Raw genomic sequence first — 15,438 nt, forward strand, 5'->3', positions numbered from 1 at the left:
TAACTAGGAGTATATCACTTTGCTTTCAAAAAGCAAGTTAATATAAGAATTTTATATCAATGAGCAGCTATTTTTAATTTATTATCTCTATCGGACTACCTTCGTATACAAAAATCATTGCATCATATAGACTGACCGGCAGCGCCTTCGGTCTGTAACTGCTTTCTACTATCCTCATCATCCATGTATATCCTTCTCCAAGACTTCCCATTCTTAACGGAGAGTTTATCAGACTGTATAGACTGCTTCCCTCCTTTATATCTGCAAAATCCAACAAATAATACTTATCTTTTGCAAATCTTGCCTGTGCCGCAAGCGGATCGGCTGAAATAAAGCTTTGTATACTTCTTTTTTTCTTTTCAAGAACCTTTATATTGTCTGTAACCTTCCAAAAGTCGGTACCTATACTGTAGTAAGCTTCTTTAAGATCATTTGATAAAACGGCTCCCATAGATGTATATCCGCTTCTGACCTTTGCTATATGTCCGTCATGTGCAGCTATAACAATTCTTCCGCTACCTATTCTCTTTTCAATATCCAAAATATCCTCTATATTGCCCGCCATATCGCCGTCTCTGAGAGTATAATATGACTCATCTCTTTTAGTAAAAGTCTCCATAGACTGCCTTACAGTATTTAACTCAAATACCGCATCTCTGTCATCAGCATTTGCCACGTCTATATCACCGATTTTTTCTTTCAAACCGGTAACGAAATCTATAACGGCTTTTGCACTCTCCGGGCTTACCTCACCTTTTTCTATACAGTCGAGATTTTTATCAAACTCCTCTGCACTTGTAAGTCCTTTTGATATACAGTAATTTTTTAAAAACTCATAACTTGTTTCAGGATTTTGCATATCAAAGCCGTAGAATCTAAGCTTCTTACCTTCACTTACAGTACTGTTGTATTCTCTCATCCATGAAATAAGTTCTTCCATCTGTTTTGTATGGTATATCGGAAATGAAAATGTCTTTACAATACTTTCTATATCTCCGTCACCGCCTTGAATATATCTGTTTATTGTGGCACATTCACCATAGTCGGCCTCCAGAGCAAAAGCTCTGAAGTCGTAATCTTTCACCATTTTCTTTAATACCGAAAGCTTTAGTTCCTGAAAGTCCTTACAGCCGTGGGCCGCCTCTCCTATCGCAACTACATTTACATTATCCGATACTTTTATATCATCCACAGTCTTCATATATGAATTCATATCCACTATTTTTTTATGAGCACATATATCTTCGACCTTAAATCTGCCAAACCAAATACAGGCCGCTGCCGCTATAATAATTACAAATCCAAGTAATATTCTCTTTAATGTCTTCATATTGTCTCCTATTCTTTTATAAGCTCATATAATTTCTTAGACCATTCATCATCCGGATGTTTCAATAAAGGTTTTAAAAGCAGCAGCACCTGTTTTGAATAATAATAAAAGCTGTAGTACAAATCATCAGGAAATACATCACCCTCATCCCATCTCATTTCATCCTCTTCCTCATCATAAACTTGGGACCAAAGATACTCTTCAGAAAGCATATCCTTAAAGTGAGGTAAAGGATCCGGATGTTCCATATCTTCGACAATATTTACCGCTTCAACTATATATACGAACAATTCCGAAAGCTCCGGTACAAGGTAGTCTGCTACAGGGTTTTTATCTCTGTCCTCTAAAGCCTTTTTAAATATTCTGTATAGGAATATACAGGCAAAAGGCGTTGCATGCCAAAGTGTAGACTGATGCTCTATATCCATAGCTATCTCTTCTCCTGCCATCTCTATTGCATCTTTATCATTCATATCATTTAAGATTTCAAAGCACTTAGGAAGGTCCGTAGCTCTTTTATAGGTAGTAGTAAGCCTGTGCCAAGGTATATCCTGTACCTTAACATTTTCTATATATTGCAAAGTACTATCTGTCATATTTCCTCCTTAAAAATAAAACCCCTCATAAGCATAAGTTTAATGAGGGGCAAATAAATTATTCTAATTTTATATATTTCTTTGTTTCTTCATCTATATGATCAAGGTCCATGTAATGTTTGCTGTCAGGCTCCAATCCCTTTTTCTTTAAGAAATGCTCCGAAAGCCTGCTTATAGTCCTGTATATTATTGCCCAAGTAGGCACGGCTATTATCATACCCACAATACCGAAAAGTCCGCCAAAGAGCAGTATTGAGAACAATACCCAAAAGCTTGGAAGTCCTGTAGTCTGGCCAAGTATCTTAGGTCCGATAATATTTCCGTCCACCTGCTGCAATACCAAAATCCATACTGCAAACTGAAGTGCCGTAACAGGCGATATAAGAAGTAAAAGTATAATACTTGGAATTGCACCTATAAAAGGCCCGAAGAAAGGTATTACATTGGTTACACCTACCACCACACTTATAAGCAAGGCGTATGGCATATGTATTATGGCCATAAACACATAGTTTATTATTCCTATTATAATAGAATCTATTATCTTACCTACAATAAACTTTTCAAACATATTCTTGATATATCTGGCCTCTGTAACTATTTCATTTCCTATCTTTACTCCTGCAAGCGAATACACAATCTTTTTGGCCTGTGATGAAAGTGTGGTCTTCATATTGAGAAGATACATCATTACCATCATACCGATAATGATATTTACCACCACACCCAGTGCATTCATTACACCGCTTGATAAGTTCTTGATATATGTATTTACATTCGGCAGTACGGTAGTGGTCGCGATATCGCTTATCCTCTCGCTTATATCCTGATAGTTGCCTATTACAAGCTTTTCAAGGTCAGGGTTTTTATTGAGTATATCCTTTAACCAATTTTCCAAATTGCTCATTCCGTCAGGAGCATAACCGATAACATTTGTGATACTGTTTACAAGCTCCGGTATTATCATCATTATAAGAGCAAATATCACAAATATAAGTATGATAAGACAAGCCAAAGTAGCTATAAACTTTGCCCATTTTCCCGATTTCTTCCACTTAGGAAAAAATGAGGAGAGTATCTCCTCCACCCATGCGCTTATCCTGTCGTATACAGGTGCCATCAAAAATGCCATAACCACACCGTAAAGTACTGATGAAACTGTTGATACTACAGTCTTTAGTGCCGAGGCGATGATTCCGAGCTTACTGAAAATCAAAGATATGACAAGTGCTATAACAATTACCGCAACTGCTGTAATACCCCATTTAAAGTATATTTCGTTCTTATCCTTCATCTATACCTCTAAAGACACCTTATCATCTTTTATATCAATATTTGTCTCAAAGAATGCTCTAAGCGCTTCTATCGCATACTCAACATCCTTGGCTCCCGCCGTTTCATATGCCGAGTGCATAGCAAGTTGCGGCAAACCTATATCTACGGCATTCATACTTACAGCCGTATTTGAAAGATTGCCAAGAGTTGAACCTCCCATGATATCACTTCTGTTTGCAAATGTCTGATACGGAATATTGTTCTTATCAAGAATCTTTTTCAGTACGGCTCTGCTGAACGCATCTGTAGTGTATTTCTGATTTGCACTCTCTTTGATTGCAATTCCTTTGTTTAGAACCGGTCTGTTCTTTACATCAAAAAGCTCAGGGTGATTCGGATGAATTGCATGTGCATTGTCACAGCTTATAAGCATACTCTTTGCTATCGCTCTGTAGTAGTCCTCATCGGATTTTCCAAGTGCTTTATTTATCCTGTTAAGTGTGCTCACAAGGAATGTGGACATTGCACCCTGCTTTGTAACGGAGCCCACCTCTTCATTGTCAAATACCGCAAAGACATTGATATGGTCGTTATTCATAGCTTCAATAAATCCAAGCAGAGATGTGTATACACACTCAAGGTCGTCCAGTCTACCGCTTGATATAAGTTCATTGTCATAGCCTATAACTGTAGCTTTTTGCCTGTTTACAAGGTACAAATCCTTTGCAAGTATGGCCTCAGGCTTAACACCCAGCTCCTTTGCAAGCATCTTGTAAAAATCAGCTTCACTTAGATTTCCCGCACTGAATACAGGCAACATATCCACTTGATTGTTGAAAGCAAATCCCTTATTGATTTCTCTATTAAAATGTATAGGTACATTCGGAATAATTAACAGGTCTTTATCTATATTAAGTAATCTCGTCTCTATACCGTCTTTAGTATCCACCATCACTCTTCCGGCCAGTGTAAGAGGCTTATCAAGCCATGTGGCATCAATCATACCGCCATAGGCTTCAACATTTAGCTTAAGGTATCCGTTTGACTCTATTATCGGTCTGTCCTTTAACTTAAATGTAGGCGAATCCGAATGTGCCGCACTTATTTGAAAGTGATAATCTCCGTTTGCTATATCAAAGGCGATAAGACTTGACGAATTCCTTTTTGTATAGTACTTTCCCGCTCTTATATTCCACTTTTCATTTTCAGGTAAATATATATACCCGCAATTTTGTAAAACTTTTTCACATTCATTTATTGCATGAAACATTGTAACTGATGAATCCAAAAAATTCATCAAATCCCTTAAAATCTCCATACAGCCTCTTTCTATAGTATAATCAATATATAATGCAACAATTATACCATATAAAGCCTTCAGTGTATCAGGAAAATTTATTACAGTTCTTATATTTATATCTTTAACATACTTTAATTTTATTCCACTATCTTTTCATAACCTCTTGAAGTAAGCCCGAATATAATAGAATATACGGCTGCAAATATTGCAATTACCGCTGCAAGGCAAATCACATATAGTAAAACATCCCCTACACCGAACAGACCCAAAAGCCTGAATATAATCTTTGATGCCACAATACAATGAATCGTTGCTATAATAAGCGGTGCATAAAACATCCATCCTATTTGAGATGCACAGGTTTTCTTGATAAGTTTATCACTAAGTCCAAGTTTTTTCATGATTTGATACTTTTCTCTGTCTTCATAACCTTCACTGATTTGCTTATAATATGTAATCAATATGGTTCCTGTAAGGAAGATAATACCTACCAAGACTCCAAGGAACAAGAATCCGCCATTTACCTCATAACGCTGAGTAATTATCTCAGAGCGACTGCTTACACCGTACATACTGCTACCATCACCTTTAAGTTCACTCTTTATGGCATCTCTAAGCTTTAATAATGTATCCTTATACTCTTTATCATCTACTCCATCCACATCCCAGTATACACTGCAAGTTATATCAGACCCGTCCAAAGCTTTTCTTACAAAATCCAAAGCATCCAAATCCTTAACAATAATACTGTATACATCCATTGCTGAAAAATCCGGTGAAATAATACCGTCTATCTTCCTAACCTTAAAATCTCTGTCACCGATTTTTAATATATCACCGATTTTATTTTTCTTATTCTCACAAAGCAAAATCTCATCATCGCCAAGTTCAATATTCTGATGAGTTCTTGCATTATAGCCGTTTAAATCACCTGCAATTACAAATACCGGATCGGCTATGCCGTCCCCTTTATATTTAGCTATCTCATCACCCACTTTAGTAACAGCCGTATTTGTTTCAAATATAGTATACTCATCCTTAATCATTGACCCCTCAGACACACTTGACTCTACCAGACTTTGAAGCTTTTTTGCCATATCTTCATTGCCGATATGTTCACTGCCTGCCTCAATACTATATTCTCTGGGCATTATACTGCCGCCAAGCTTTACATAGTTTGAGTATATTGCAACTGTAGTAGACAAACTTAAGATAACTCCGGTGCTGAGGATAGAGATACTTGCAAGTGATATTGCATTGCCTTTCATCCTATACAAAAGTCCGCTGATACTTAAAAATTTTTTCGGAGTATAGAAATTTTTATTTTTCCTTTGTAATTTTAAAACAAATACTGAAAAGGTAATGTATAACAAGTATGTCGCAATAATAGTGGTAACAACAGCTACAAAGAAATATAGCATGGAGGACAGCAGGCCTTTTACAAACAATGCTATACCGTAACCGACTGTAAGCAATGCAAAACCTGAAAGCATTACCACTATCTTTACCTTCGGTTCTCCCTCTCCTCTATGTCCTTTTTCAAGCAGCTCCATAGGTGTGGATACAAGTACTCCGAAACCTGTTCTGATAATACTTATAAAATACAGTGCCACAACCAGAATTGTAGTATTAAACAATGCCGTAAAACTGAACGGAAAGTCCATCAATCTTCCCGACACATCTCTCATTAAAAAGTTTAAAAACAAAAAGCAAAGCTGTCCGAAGATATATCCTCCTATTGTACCCATTATCCATATTGTAATGAACAGTATAAGGAATTCAGTACTTATAATCTTAACAATATGTTTTTTCTCAAGACCCAATACAGCATATAATGCAAACTCTTTATTTCTCTTCTTTAACTGAAAATTTACAGCATACTGTACAAAAACAAGGCAAAAAATTGCCAATATAAACATTCCTATCAGTATTATATCAGGCAATGATTTATGTCTGGTTCTGACATAGTTATTACTTATCAAACTTGCCATTATATTAAAAAGTATCAGCATGATTCCTGATGATAAAACAAATGGAATTTCAAGTACTCTGTTTGCTTTCAGATTTTGTATTGCAAATTTTTTTATCATTGAAAAACTCATAATTTTTTACCTCTGCCAAGCATAAACTCAGCCTGACTGATTCTTTCCATAAAATCGCCCTGCGCCTCATTCTCCCCTCTGTAGACCTCATGAAAAACTATTCCGTCCTTGATAAATAATACTCTCTTTGCATAGGATGCCGCACGAAGTGAATGAGTCACCATCAAAACGGTCTGTCCGTGTTCGTTGACCTGACGGAACAGATTCAAAATCATCTCTGAAGACGTCGAATCAAGTGCTCCTGTAGGCTCATCCGCCAACAAAATCGCAGGCTTTGTAATAATAGCCCTTGCAATAGCTATCCTCTGCTTTTGACCTCCCGATACTTCATAAGGATATTTATCAAGCAACTCTCCTATACCGAGCCTGTCTTTGATTTCATCAAGCCTCTCATCCATCAAAGATACTTTTTCCTCTGAAAGTACAAGCGGCAGATAAATATTGTCCTTATTACAAAACTGATCCAATAGGTTGAAATCCTGAAATACAAATCCGAGCTCTTTTCTGCGAAATCTTGCAATCTCATTGCTTTTTAAAGTAGCTATGTCTTTACCGTTTAAACTTAAGACGCCTGATGTAGCCTTATCAAGTGTAGCTATTATATTTAAAAGAGTTGTCTTACCGGCTCCCGACTCACCCATTATAGAGATGAACTCACCCTTTTCTACCGAGAAGTTCACTCCCTTAAGCGCCTCCGTTGTTATATCCTTTGTTTTATATATTTTTTTAATATTCTTACATTCCAATATTGCCATGTCTACCTCCTTTATATCGACTATTTTACATTCAATTTTTCTTGCCTGCATTTATCTAATATGACAATATCCGGTTTAATCTTACAATCTTGTAAGTTTAGACCGGATTTTAAATAATTTTATCTGTTTTTAAATACAAATGAGAACTCACTTCCAATATTTACCTCTGATTCCACCTCAATTGTAATACCTAGAAGCAGCGCAATCTTTCCGACCATGTAAAGTCCAAGACCGCTTGACTTTTCATTTAACCTGCCGTTAAAGCCCGAGTAGCCCCTGTCAAAGATTTTCTTTATATCGCTTGAGGGAATTCCTATTCCGGTGTCCTTTACGGTAAGCTTATTTGTTTTATTATCATAGAGTATCGTGATTTCACCCGACTTTGTATACTTCAGTGCATTTGAAATCACCTGTTCCAAAAGTATGGAAAGCCATTTCGTATCACTCACTACTTTAGCTTCCGTTTTTTTATAGTTTAACTTTATCTTCTTTTCAATAAAGATAATTGAGTATTTTTTTATTACACCGATTATTATACTGTCCAAGTCCGCTTCACAGATGTCCATATCCGAAGTCCTTGTTTTCAGCTTCAAATAATTCATAGCCATATTTGTATAATCTTCTATATAAAAGATTTGTTCCTTAAGTCTGTAATCGGCATCAGGCTTTCCAAGTATCAGATTGCACACTGTGATAGGCGTCTTTATCTGATGTATCCAAAGCAGAAAATATTCTTCCAAGTCATTTCTTTCTTCAATCATCTTATTTCTGAGAGCTTTATTTTCTATTTGAACATTTTCCATTTCCTGTAAGATATTCTCTTCTTTCACATAATTCATCCACTCTTTGATAAGAAAAATAAGCATACAAAATAATATAATTTCAAGACTCAAGATGAAATATTGCATATCAAGATTTGCAAATAAAAATACCCCTCCGAATACAAGGCATGTGCATAGAAGGGTGATAAAAATACGGTATTCACTTTTTAAAAAAGACCACAATCTGTTCATATCTACCTCATAAGATAATATCCGATACCTTTTTTCGTCTGTATAAGATCCTTATAACCTACGGCATCAAGCTTTTTCCTGAGCCTCGCAATATTCACCGCAAGGGTGTTGTCATCAATAAAATCATCTCCCTGCCAGCAGTGATTCATTATATCCTCTCTCCTTGCAATTTGACCCTTTATAGAAAACAATGCTTCAAGTATAAGCAGCTCAGTCTTTGTAAGGTCTATCTCAAAGCCTTCTCCGCTAAGCTTTGCCCTTGAAGTATCAAGACTTATTCCTTCAAATGTCATTTTATCACTTTGCATCGTGTATTCATAAGTCCTTCTTAGGATCGCCTGTATCTTTACTCTTGTCAGATTGATATCAATGGGCTTAGTAATATAGTCATCTGCTCCGAATTGCATTGCGGATACCATATCCGGAGAATTATTGTGAGAAGAGATAAAAATTATAGGTACATTTGAGTTTTGTCTGATTTTCTGTGTCCAATAAAAACCGTTATAATACGGCAGAGTAATATCCATAAGTACAAGATCTGACTTAAACTCTTCTATCTCACCTGCCACATTATTAAAGTCTTTTACAGACATTGTTTCATATCCCCACGCTCTCAGTTCATCTCCCAAAAGCTCCACTATATTTTCATCATCTTCCACAATAAATATCTTCATTTAATTAAACCTGTTCTCCTGCTAAAAGATTCTCTATAAAATCATATATCTCTTCTTTTCCCTGCTTGGTCTGTGATGAGAAAGGTATAAGTACACCCTCCTTAGGCAGTCCAAGCCCTTCTCTTACGATCTTCACACATTTAGCCACCTGACTTCTTTTTAACTTATCAAGCTTTGTAGCTATGATCACAGGCTGATAACCGTTATGCAAAATCCAGTCATACATCTGCTTGTCATTCTTGCCCGGCTCATGCCTTATATCTATCAGTAAAAAAATACATTTTATCTGCTTTGAGGTGTGAAGATACTTTTCAATCATCTTACCCCATTTTGCCTTGGTTTCAATATTTGCATTGGCATAACCGTATCCCGGTAAATCCACAAAGTATATTTCATCATTTACTTTATAGTAGTTTATTGTCTGTGTCTTTCCCGGTTGACTTGATGTCCTTGCAAGCGACTTTCTATTCATAAGCGCATTTATCAGTGATGATTTTCCTACATTTGACTTGCCTGCAAAGACCAGTTCAGGCTCACTGTTTTCCGGAAACTTACTTGTTATACCGCATACAGTCTCAAGCTCCGCTTTTTTTATTATCATAAACACCTCACTTAACCAGTGCTACATCCAAAACTTCTCTTATATCGCTTACATATACTATCTTAAGTCCGTCTGTAATCTCATTTGAAAGTTCCGCAATATCGGCTTCATTCTCCTTAGGCACACATACGGTCTTTACACCTGCAAGCTTTGCAGCCAAAAGCTTTTCTTTCAGACCTCCTATAGGAAGTACTCTGCCTCGAAGTGTTATCTCACCTGTCATTGCCACATCCGCTCTTACCTTTTTACCTGTGATTGCGGATATTATGGCGGTAGTCATGGTCACACCCGCACTCGGTCCGTCCTTAGGAACGGCGCCCTCAGGGATATGCAGATGAATATCGTTTTTTTCAAAGAAATCATCTTCTATAGCATATTCCTTTGCCATACTTCTTACAAGACTCTTTGCAATACCTGCACTTTCCTTCATGACATCGCCCATATTTCCGGTAAGTATAAGTGTTCCCTTGCCGGACATTATATTCACTTCAATGCTTAGAGTATCTCCGCCCACACTTGTCCACGCAAGTCCTGTAACAACTCCGACCTTAGGCTCTTTTTCCACCTCATCATATCTTACTTTTTCTTTTCCGAGATACTTAAATACACTCTTTTCGCTGATTTTGAAGCTTTTTTTGCCCTCAAGCGACTCTCTGGCACATTTTCTGCAAATGTCGCCGATTCGCCTTGAGAGGTTTCTTACTCCGGCCTCTCTGGTGTAGTTATGTATTATCTTTCTTATCGCCTTGTCGCTGAAACTTATCTGCACATCCTTAAGACCGTTTGCCTCTATTTCCTTAGGCACCAGATACTTCTTTGCAATATGAAACTTCTCATTCTCAGTATAAGAGCTTATCTCTATGATATCCATTCTGTCAAGGAGCGGTCTCGGTATGGTATCCAAAGTGTTTGCCGTGGCTATAAATAAAACCTTTGACAAATCCAGAGGTATCTCAAGGTATCTGTCTCTGAAGGTCTTATTTTGCTCTCCGTCCAGTACTTCAAGCAGCGCCGATGATACATCTCCCTTATAATCTCTTGATGTCTTGTCTATCTCATCCAATAAAAGCAGAGGATTTTCCACCTTCGCATTCTTTATAGCTTCCACTATTCTGCCGGGCATAGCTCCTACATAGGTTCTTCTGTGTCCTCTGATTTCAGCCTCATCGCCTACACCGCCGAGGCTTATTCTCACATACTTTCTTCCAAGCGCCTTTGCGACACTCTTTGCAATAGAAGTCTTACCTGTTCCCGGAGGTCCCACAAGGCAGAGTATAGGTGAATTTCCGTCAGGATTTAATATCCTTACAGACAGATATTCAAGTATTCTGTCCTTAACCTTTTCAAGTCCATAGTGGTCCTCGTCAAGGATTTTCTTTGCACGAAGTATATCATTGATATCTTCACTATCTTTTCCGAAAGGTATTTCAAAGACAGTATCCAGATATGTTCTGATAACATTTCCCTCAGGACCGTTGTTGGCGGAAGTATTGAGTCTTAAAATATCTTTTTTAAGTTTTTCCTTGTATTCGTCGGCCAGCTTTATACTCTCAAGCTTATCTTCGTATTCATCTGTAAAATTTTCATAGCCGCTGTTTTTTGCCATTTCATTTTGAATTACCTTAAGATGTTCTCTTAGAATATAATCCCTTTGATTTTTTGAAATATCCTTATCCACTTCAGACTTGATTCTGTCTGAAATCTCTTTTCTGTCTATGGCCTCGCTCATTATCTCCATAAGAAGCATTGATTCTTCTACAGGAGTCTTTGCGGCATTGATTATCTTTCTCTTCTCATAGTTTAAATTGAGTGCAAGCCTGAGTCCGTCCAATAGCTTGGGCAAAGACTTTACAGCCAGTAAGTCGTTAAGGAAGTTCTTTCTGAACCTCTCATTTACATCACTGTATCCCCTCATTGTAAGGTGGAGGCTTCTTATCATCCTGTCAAAACCTTCTTCAGATTCCACATACTCCTCTACATCGGCTTCATACTCATTAGGGGCGATGCAATCCATTGATTTTAATTTTCCTCGTCTGACTGCCCTTACCAAAACTTCAGTTACGCCGTTGTCCTTTTCATTTACACTCTCTACCTTTGCAATAACACCGTTGGCCTCAGTATATGCACTGTCTTTTCTTTCAGTGTCGTCATCCGATTTGAATCTCAACAGAAACAACTCTTCATCATTGTCATAGGCTTCAAGCTGTACCTTCAGTTTTTCTCTGTCGTCAGCTGAAAATCCTATCACCTCTCCCGGAAAGATTACCTGCCCCTTTATCAATATTGTTTTTAATCTGTTCATTTACTCCCTATATATACAATACCCCCGGTATAGCCGAGGGTAAGTAAATTCTAAGCGCTTTCGCTGTTTTCATTGGTTGCTTTTATCTTTTTTGCTCTTACAGATTTATCTCTGTATACAATATCAGGCTCTCCGCCATCTATTGTCTCTTTTGTGATGGTACAGATACCGATATTCGGATCTGAAGGTATCTCATACATCATCTCGGTCATAACGCCTTCAAGTATGGACCTTAAACCTCTTGCACCTATTTTTCTTTCAAGTGCAAGGTTGGCCACCTCTTCTACAGCCCCTTTATCAAACTCAAGCTTCACATCGTCAAGCTCAAACAGCTTTTGATACTGCTTTGTGATGGCATTCTTAGGCTTTGTCATTATCTGTATAAGCGCTTCCTTGTCAAGCATATCAAGTGATACCGTGACAGGTACACGACCGATAAACTCAGGTATAAGTCCGAACTTGGTCAAATCTCCCGGAAGTACCATCTTGAAAAGCTCGTCTATCGACTTTGAGTTCTTCTCAACCACATCGGAATTGAATCCGATGCTTCCCTTTGAGAGTCTGTTCTCAACTATCTTTTCAAGTCCGTCAAAAGCTCCTCCACAGATAAACAATATATTTGTGGTATCTATCTGTATAAGCTCCTGTTGAGGATGCTTTCTGCCGCCCTGTGGCGGTACTGAAGCAATACTTCCTTCAAGTATCTTAAGCAGTGCCTGCTGTACACCTTCACCGGATACATCTCTGGTAATGGATACGTTTTCAGACTTCTTTGTTATCTTATCAATCTCATCTATATAAATAATGCCGTATTCGGCTCTCTTTACATCACCGTCGGCTGCCTGAATAAGCTTAAGAAGAATATTCTCGACATCTTCTCCGACATAACCGGCCTCTGTAAGTGTGGTAGCGTCCGCAATCGCAAACGGAACATTCAAAATCTTCGCAAGAGTCTGTGCCAAATATGTCTTACCTGAACCTGTAGGTCCAAGCATAAGTATATTACTCTTTTGTATCTCAACTTCCGCACTTTTTTTGGATTTAATTCTCTTATAATGATTGTATACCGCTACGGACAATACCTTCTTCGCATCATCCTGTCCGATAACATAATCATCCAAAAACTTCTTGATTTCCTTAGGTTTTAAGAGATTTATATCATTTGAAGCATCATAGTAATCAGTTACTCCGTCAAGCTCCTCTTCAAGTATTTCAGAACATAATTCTATACATTCATCACAAATATATACTCCGTTCGGACCTGAAAGAAGTCGTCTTACCTGGTCAGATGTTTTCCCACAAAATGAGCAACATATTTTGTCCTTGTTGGCCATAATACCTCCTTAGTGGTGTTCTATAACCTTATCTATAATTCCATAGTCAAGAGCCTCTTTTGCAGACATATAATTGTCTCTTTCGGTATCTCTTTCTATGACCTCAACAGGCCGATTTGTATTCTCAGCCAAAATCTTATTCATTTTTTCTTTTGTCTTTAAAATCTGTTCTGCGGCTATCCTAATCTCTGTAGCCTGTCCCTGTGCACCGCCTGACGGCTGATGTATCATAATCTCGGCATTCGGAAGAGCGTATCTCTTGCCCTTTGTTCCGCCTGCAAGTAAGAAAGCTGCCATACTTGCCGCCATACCCATACAGATAGTGGACACATCACATTTTACATATTGCATTGTATCATATATAGCCATGCCGGCTACAACACTTCCGCCAGGGCTGTTTATATACAGATTTATATCCTTTGTAGGATCTTCAGACTCAAGGAAAAGAATCTGTGCCACTACAAGACTTGCAGTAACATCATTTACCTCTTCTCCGAGGAATATTATTCTATCTTTTAATAATCTTGAGTATATATCAAAGGCTCTCTCACCTCTGCTTGTAGACTCAATGACTGTAGGTACTAAACTCATAAAACTCCTATCTAAATTGCAATCCTTTAATACTCCAATAAGCCAGCCTTAGGCTGACTTATCTTCACTAATACATTATACTAATTTAGCATTTTCTACCAAAAAGTCAATTGCTTTTTGAACTGCAAGATCGTCAGACATCTGCTTTCTCTCATTCTCACCGAAGAATCCCTTAATCTTCTCAAGGTCCATCTTGTAAGAATCCGCAATCTTCTGAAGCTCCGCATTTATCTCATCTTCGCTAACCTGAATGTTCTCTTTCTTAGCTACTTCTTCAAGTACAAGCCTTGTCTTGATCTGCTTTAAAGCCTGTGGTTTGAACTGATTATTAAGGTCCGCTTTTGACATACCCGTTATCTGAAGATACTGATCAAGTGTGATACCCTGACTCTGCATTCTTCTTCCGTAGTCCGCTACAAGTCCTTCAACCTGTGCATCTACCATAGGATCCGGAATATCCATAGTTGAAGTCTCGATAAGCTTATCAACTATAGCATTCTCATTCTCTGTTGCCGCTCTCTTTGCCTTAGCCTCTGAAAGCTGCTTTCTTAAATCTTCCTTGTACTCATCCATTGTATCAAACTCACTGATCTCGCTTGCAAAATCATCATCAAGCTCAGGAAGTTCTTTCTTCTGGATTTCCTTTACCTTACAAGCAAATACTGCAGCCTTGCCTGCAAGATCCTTCATCTGATAGTTCTCAGGGAATGTGATATTTACATCGAAGTCTTCACCTGCATTATGTCCGATTATCTGATCCTCAAATCCCGGAATAAATGTACCTGAACCAATAACAAGCGGATAATCCTCGCCCTTACCGCCGTCAAATGCTACTCCGTCAATCTTTCCTTCGAAATCAAGTGTGATGTTGTCACCCTTTTCTACAGGTCTGCCTTCAACTGTGATAAGTCTTGCATTCTTCTCCTGCTCGCTCTTAAGTGCACTTGCGATATCGTCGTCGTTTACAACTTCATCAGCCCTCTTTACTTCGATACCCTTGTACTCGCCAAGCTCTACTTCAGGTCTTACAGCAATCAATGCCTCATATACGAAATCCTCGCCCTTTTTAGCGTTCTTGATTTCTATCTGCGGTCTTGAAACTATCTCAAGCTCACTCTCTCTTGCCGCACTTGGATATGATGCATCAAGTACGAAGTCTATAGCATCCGGAATCAGGCTGTCTGCGCCGTACATCTTTTCAAAAACATCCTGTGTAACATGTCCTTTTCTAAATCCCGGAACATTGAATCTATTTTTATTTTTCTTAAAGGAATCAGCTATAGCCTTGTCAAATTCTTTTGCATCTACTGTGACTGTAAGCTTTGCCATATTTTTTTCTAATTTTTGTACTTCTACACTCATTAAAGTTTCTCCTTGTTTCATAAATGCCTTCAAGAGGCACATCTGGTATGCTATTATATCATAAACATAGCCCTCATACAACTGTGATTAAAAAGTTTCAAGATTATTTTATAAGCCGTATATGATAAAGTCCTAATATACCACAAGTGAAAATGTCCTGTTTATGATAGAATAGTGCTTTATACATTTTATTAAACAGGAGG

The 15,438-nt window shown here is 37.8% G+C and carries 13 protein-coding genes; all 13 read right to left on the minus strand.

Features of this window, described 5'->3' with window-relative positions; all coding sequences use genetic code 11:
• Positions 1–73 precede the first annotated feature (73 nt).
• The 13 genes from ACO6FI_RS09515 to tig all read right to left on the minus strand — a co-directional run bounded on the left by ACO6FI_RS09515 (position 74) and on the right by tig (position 15,235).
• On the minus strand, positions 74–1,330 hold the full coding sequence (locus tag ACO6FI_RS09515; RefSeq protein WP_485457125.1) for an erythromycin esterase family protein: 1,257 nt from the start codon (positions 1,328–1,330) through the stop codon (positions 74–76).
• Between the two features lie 8 nt (positions 1,331–1,338).
• Positions 1,339–1,926, minus strand: coding sequence for a hypothetical protein (locus ACO6FI_RS09520; RefSeq protein ID WP_485457126.1), 588 nt, complete (start codon positions 1,924–1,926; stop codon positions 1,339–1,341).
• A gap of 58 nt (positions 1,927–1,984) precedes the next feature.
• Positions 1,985–3,220 carry an AI-2E family transporter gene (locus ACO6FI_RS09525; RefSeq protein WP_485457127.1) on the minus strand — a complete coding sequence of 412 codons (1,236 nt, stop codon included), beginning with the start codon at positions 3,218–3,220 and terminating at the stop codon, positions 1,985–1,987.
• Positions 3,221–4,519: a M18 family aminopeptidase gene (locus ACO6FI_RS09530; RefSeq protein ID WP_485457128.1), complete on the minus strand. Its 1,299-nt coding sequence runs from the start codon at positions 4,517–4,519 to the stop codon at positions 3,221–3,223. It abuts the gene before it with no gap.
• Between the two features lie 119 nt (positions 4,520–4,638).
• Positions 4,639–6,603, minus strand: a complete 1,965-nt coding sequence (locus ACO6FI_RS09535; protein WP_485457129.1) for an FtsX-like permease family protein — start codon at positions 6,601–6,603, stop codon at positions 4,639–4,641.
• A complete protein-coding gene (locus tag ACO6FI_RS09540; RefSeq protein ID WP_485457130.1) occupies positions 6,600–7,358 on the minus strand; it encodes an ABC transporter ATP-binding protein in 759 nt (252 codons plus the stop codon). The genes ACO6FI_RS09535 and ACO6FI_RS09540 overlap by 4 nt, the downstream gene beginning before the upstream one ends.
• A 119-nt stretch (positions 7,359–7,477) precedes the next feature.
• Positions 7,478–8,371 carry a sensor histidine kinase gene (locus ACO6FI_RS09545; RefSeq protein WP_485457131.1) on the minus strand — a complete coding sequence of 298 codons (894 nt, stop codon included), beginning with the start codon at positions 8,369–8,371 and terminating at the stop codon, positions 7,478–7,480.
• A 2-nt stretch (positions 8,372–8,373) separates the two neighbouring features.
• The gene (locus ACO6FI_RS09550) at positions 8,374–9,045 is read right to left on the minus strand and encodes a response regulator transcription factor (RefSeq protein WP_485457132.1); all 672 of its coding nucleotides are present in this window, start codon (positions 9,043–9,045) and stop codon (positions 8,374–8,376) included.
• A 4-nt stretch (positions 9,046–9,049) separates the two neighbouring features.
• Positions 9,050–9,646 (minus strand): ribosome biogenesis GTP-binding protein YihA/YsxC, encoded by a 597-nt coding sequence (yihA, locus tag ACO6FI_RS09555; RefSeq protein WP_485457133.1) that lies wholly within the window; start codon positions 9,644–9,646, stop codon positions 9,050–9,052.
• A gap of 7 nt (positions 9,647–9,653) precedes the next feature.
• Positions 9,654–11,948: an endopeptidase La gene (lon, locus tag ACO6FI_RS09560; RefSeq protein ID WP_485457134.1), complete on the minus strand. Its 2,295-nt coding sequence runs from the start codon at positions 11,946–11,948 to the stop codon at positions 9,654–9,656.
• Between the two features lie 50 nt (positions 11,949–11,998).
• Positions 11,999–13,282, minus strand: coding sequence for an ATP-dependent Clp protease ATP-binding subunit ClpX (gene clpX / locus ACO6FI_RS09565; RefSeq protein WP_485457135.1), 1,284 nt, complete (start codon positions 13,280–13,282; stop codon positions 11,999–12,001).
• Positions 13,283–13,291: 9 nt separating this feature from the next.
• Complete coding sequence (gene clpP / locus ACO6FI_RS09570; protein ID WP_485457136.1) at positions 13,292–13,873, minus strand: ATP-dependent Clp endopeptidase proteolytic subunit ClpP; 582 nt, start codon at positions 13,871–13,873, stop codon at positions 13,292–13,294.
• A gap of 75 nt (positions 13,874–13,948) precedes the next feature.
• Positions 13,949–15,235, minus strand: coding sequence for a trigger factor (tig, locus tag ACO6FI_RS09575; RefSeq protein WP_485457137.1), 1,287 nt, complete (start codon positions 15,233–15,235; stop codon positions 13,949–13,951).
• Positions 15,236–15,438: the final 203 nt, after the last annotated feature.

Source organism: Lachnoanaerobaculum sp., from assembly GCF_057250505.1.

Bases quoted from the DNA above. Each gene is read 5' to 3' on its own strand.
- ACO6FI_RS09530 (WP_485457128.1), bottom strand. From the start codon at position 4,519: ATGGAGATTTTAAGGGATTTGATGAATTTTTTGGATTCATCAGTTACA.
- ACO6FI_RS09515 (WP_485457125.1), bottom strand. From the start codon at position 1,330: ATGAAGACATTAAAGAGAATATTACTTGGATTTGTAATTATTATAGCG.
- ACO6FI_RS09520 (WP_485457126.1), bottom strand. From the start codon at position 1,926: ATGACAGATAGTACTTTGCAATATATAGAAAATGTTAAGGTACAGGAT.
- tig (WP_485457137.1), bottom strand. From the start codon at position 15,235: ATGAGTGTAGAAGTACAAAAATTAGAAAAAAATATGGCAAAGCTTACA.
- ACO6FI_RS09540 (WP_485457130.1), bottom strand. From the start codon at position 7,358: ATGGCAATATTGGAATGTAAGAATATTAAAAAAATATATAAAACAAAG.
- clpX (WP_485457135.1), bottom strand. From the start codon at position 13,282: ATGGCCAACAAGGACAAAATATGTTGCTCATTTTGTGGGAAAACATCT.
- ACO6FI_RS09550 (WP_485457132.1), bottom strand. From the start codon at position 9,045: ATGAAGATATTTATTGTGGAAGATGATGAAAATATAGTGGAGCTTTTG.
- yihA (WP_485457133.1), bottom strand. From the start codon at position 9,646: ATGATAATAAAAAAAGCGGAGCTTGAGACTGTATGCGGTATAACAAGT.
- ACO6FI_RS09535 (WP_485457129.1), bottom strand. From the start codon at position 6,603: ATGAGTTTTTCAATGATAAAAAAATTTGCAATACAAAATCTGAAAGCA.
- ACO6FI_RS09545 (WP_485457131.1), bottom strand. From the start codon at position 8,371: ATGAACAGATTGTGGTCTTTTTTAAAAAGTGAATACCGTATTTTTATC.
- lon (WP_485457134.1), bottom strand. From the start codon at position 11,948: ATGAACAGATTAAAAACAATATTGATAAAGGGGCAGGTAATCTTTCCG.
- ACO6FI_RS09525 (WP_485457127.1), bottom strand. From the start codon at position 3,220: ATGAAGGATAAGAACGAAATATACTTTAAATGGGGTATTACAGCAGTT.
- clpP (WP_485457136.1), bottom strand. From the start codon at position 13,873: ATGAGTTTAGTACCTACAGTCATTGAGTCTACAAGCAGAGGTGAGAGA.